Below are 3,038 nucleotides of genomic sequence, written 5' to 3' on the forward strand. Positions count from 1 at the left end.
CCCCTGCCCTTTTCGCCCCCGCTCCTGTCGCGAAGGTCGCCGCATGAACGCCGTCATCATCCTCTTCCCCGGCACCAACCGCGAGCGCGACATGGCCATCGCGCTCGAGAAGGCGACGGGGAAGAAGCCGCAGATCCTGTTCCACCGCGAGACCGCGCTGCCCGCCGGCACGGACCTGGTCGTGCTGCCCGGCGGCTTCTCCCATGGCGACTACCTGCGCTGCGGCGCCATGGCCGCGCGCTCGCCCATCATGCCCGCCATCGCCGAATTCGCGGCGAAGGGCGGCCATATCCTGGGCGTCTGCAACGGCTTCCAGATCCTGACCGAGGCCGGGCTGCTGCCGGGCGCCCTGCTGCGCAACGCCGGCCTGCGCTTCCTGTCGATGGACTGCCACCTGCGCGTCGAGACGGCGGACAGCCCCTTCACCAGCCGCTGGCAGAAGGCCGAGACCTACCGCGCCCCCATGGCCCATGGCGACGGCAACTTCTTCTGCGATGCCGAGACCCTGGCCCGGCTGCAGGGCGAGGACCGCGTCGCCTTCCGCTATGTCACGGCCGCCGGCGAGGCGACGCCGGAGGCCAACCGCAACGGCGCCATCGACAACATCGCCGGCATCCTGAGCGAGAACCGCCGCATCCTGGGCATGATGCCCCACCCGGAAGACCTGGTGGACCCGCTGATGGGCGGGACGGACGGGCTGCCGCTCTTCGAGAGCATCGCTGGGGTTTTTGCGACGGCCTGAACGGGCGCTAGAAACAAACGAGCAGGCGCGGAGGCGAAACCTCCACGCTTGCACTCGCCAATCCCCATCTCCACTACGCTTCACGCCCTTAATGGTGAGGCTGTGAGAGCCATCTTGACGCGACGTGATTGAGTCACCAAAGTGACCTTATCACCTACGAGAGTGGCACTAAACTATGAAACTTAGTGCTGGTCTGGCGCTTCGCCGGATCTCATTTGATTGGCGGCTTTTCCCGGGCGCGGAAGGACGCGGTGTCTTACCGTCCTCCGGCCGCTCCGCTCGGTAAGACACCGCGTCCTTCCGCGCCTTTGGTAGGTGTTACTTTTAAAAGAAGCCATCCCTGAGATAGTTGAGTGCATAGACCCGGATTCCCTCCGGGTCTATGCACCCAAACCTGTTATATTTGTTTGTGGCGGAAGGTATGATTTATCATGCCCTTCCTATCCGCACTCGCTTAGAGATGCCTTTTTTAGAATTAATCTCGGCTCGGATAAGAAAATCTTGCTGGCCGAAGAACTGCAGGACGCATTCTTCCCTGCTGGCCATTATAAAGATATTCTTCAACTCGAATCTGACATTGCGCAGATATCTGACTACGTGATTTTATTTTCCGAAAGCTACGGAAGCGCCGCAGAACTTGGCGCCTTCGCCACGGAAGAAGAGATCGCTCGAAGAATACTTGTTTTTATGGACGACTATCATTATAGTCAAAAGTCCTTTATTGTTCTCGGCCCCATTAGATCTCTTGAGAGACGCTTCAGGACATCTGTTTGTGTCCTAAACCGGGCCGAACTAGGCATCTTCAAAATTGACCATCTTGAAACATTAAAAATGGATATATTCACCGCCAGAATCAAGTCGGCGATGGATATACGTTTGACAGATTCGACTAGCAGAGAGCACACGACATTCAATAGCTCCCGTACAGGCCACGTTATCAAGCTGATGACGGGGCTAATTCAGCACTACGGCGCACTAACAGCAGATGAAATTGAGGCTTTCCTATACATTCTGGGTATAAAAAAGAAAAATGAGGAGATAGAAAATCTTTTATTATGTGCTGAATATGCGAGCTGGATTAAGAGTGAAAAGCGCGGCGTCAATAAATTTTTTGTGTCAATAGCGAATGAAAAAAACTCTATAGGTTATAAGCTACTAAAGGAAGCGAAGATAGACCGCGAAAAGTGGAAATTTGATGTGCGTTCTTACTGGAAGAAGCACGACCCTGAGCGCTTTGCTTGTATTTCTTCAGCTGTGGGGACGCCCCGATGAGCGAACTCGTCCGAAAGCTTGCACAGGAAACCGGCGTTCCTGAGCCGCTGGTCCGCGAAATTATGCTGACCGCACCGGTTCGCTACAAAGAATTCCACATCGTCAAAAAGTCTGGTGGATTGAGGAAGATTTCCCAACCTGCCCGCGAGGTTAAGCTGCTTCAGCGCATTGCCACAAAAATTTTATTGAACCAATTACCTGTTCACCCATGCGCTACCGCTTATAGGATAAATTCCGGTCTTTTAAATAATGTAAAGCCACATGCAAAAAATTCGCAGATATTAAAACTTGATCTAAAGGAGTTTTTTCCAAGCCTTCGTCTTGTTGATTGGTATCAATATTGCCGAAGGAACTTCATGAATATAAGCTCCGAGGATATTACATTGGCAGGCCGTCTTTTTTTTAGGAAGACGCCCAAAAAGGTCTCGCTACGGCTGGCGATCGGCGCGCCCAGCTCTCCCAGCATGTCTAATATTTTAATGTACGAATTCGACACCCTCGTTCATAAATACTGCCTCACTGAAAATATCGTCTACACTAGATATGCTGATGATATGACCTTTTCGGCGCCAAGGACTGGATATCTCGTCGGCGTTATCAAGAATGTTTCTAGAATAATAAGAAAATTGAAGAGCCCAAACTTAGAAATAAATTCTGGGAAGACTGTTTATGCCACCCAAAAGTACAAAAGATCCATTACCGGACTAATTTTAGCCAACAACGGCTCAATTACTATCGGCCGCGACGCGAAAAGATTGACAAGAGCGCGGGTTCATCACGCGATCAAGGGGCGCCTAACCGAGGATGAAATAATTAAATTGTCCGGATATCTTTCTTTTATTATGTCGGTCGAACCCTCATTTGTTTATACTCTGCAGGTTAAGTATGGCGCTCATCAGATCAACCAAATATTGCACGCTTCGTTGACACCCAAAGAGCGCATTGAATAGTGAAGCTGCCACATAGAGTGTTGTAGGAAAACTTGCCTATCGTAAAATTTCCTGCTACGATCCCGGAATGAGCA

3 protein-coding genes are annotated in these 3,038 nt (G+C 51.8%); all 3 read left to right on the forward strand.

The window, feature by feature from the left end; genetic code table 11:
- The first annotated feature begins 43 nt into the window (after positions 1 to 43).
- Entirely contained in the window at positions 44 to 742 is a 699-nt protein-coding gene (purQ, locus tag BKE38_RS15095; protein ID WP_076958126.1) for a phosphoribosylformylglycinamidine synthase subunit PurQ, read from the forward strand.
- A gap of 315 nt (positions 743 to 1,057) precedes the next feature.
- Positions 1,058 to 2,014 (forward strand): retron St85 family effector protein, encoded by a 957-nt coding sequence (locus BKE38_RS31500; protein ID WP_207553578.1) that lies wholly within the window; start codon positions 1,058 to 1,060, stop codon positions 2,012 to 2,014.
- Positions 2,011 to 2,964, forward strand: coding sequence for a retron St85 family RNA-directed DNA polymerase (locus tag BKE38_RS15100; RefSeq protein ID WP_131829602.1), 954 nt, complete (start codon positions 2,011 to 2,013; stop codon positions 2,962 to 2,964). Before BKE38_RS31500 ends, BKE38_RS15100 begins: the two co-directional genes overlap by 4 nt.
- Positions 2,965 to 3,038: the final 74 nt, after the last annotated feature.

Source organism: Teichococcus deserti (assembly GCF_001982615.1).
Taxonomy (GTDB): domain Bacteria; phylum Pseudomonadota; class Alphaproteobacteria; order Acetobacterales; family Acetobacteraceae; genus Pseudoroseomonas; species Pseudoroseomonas deserti.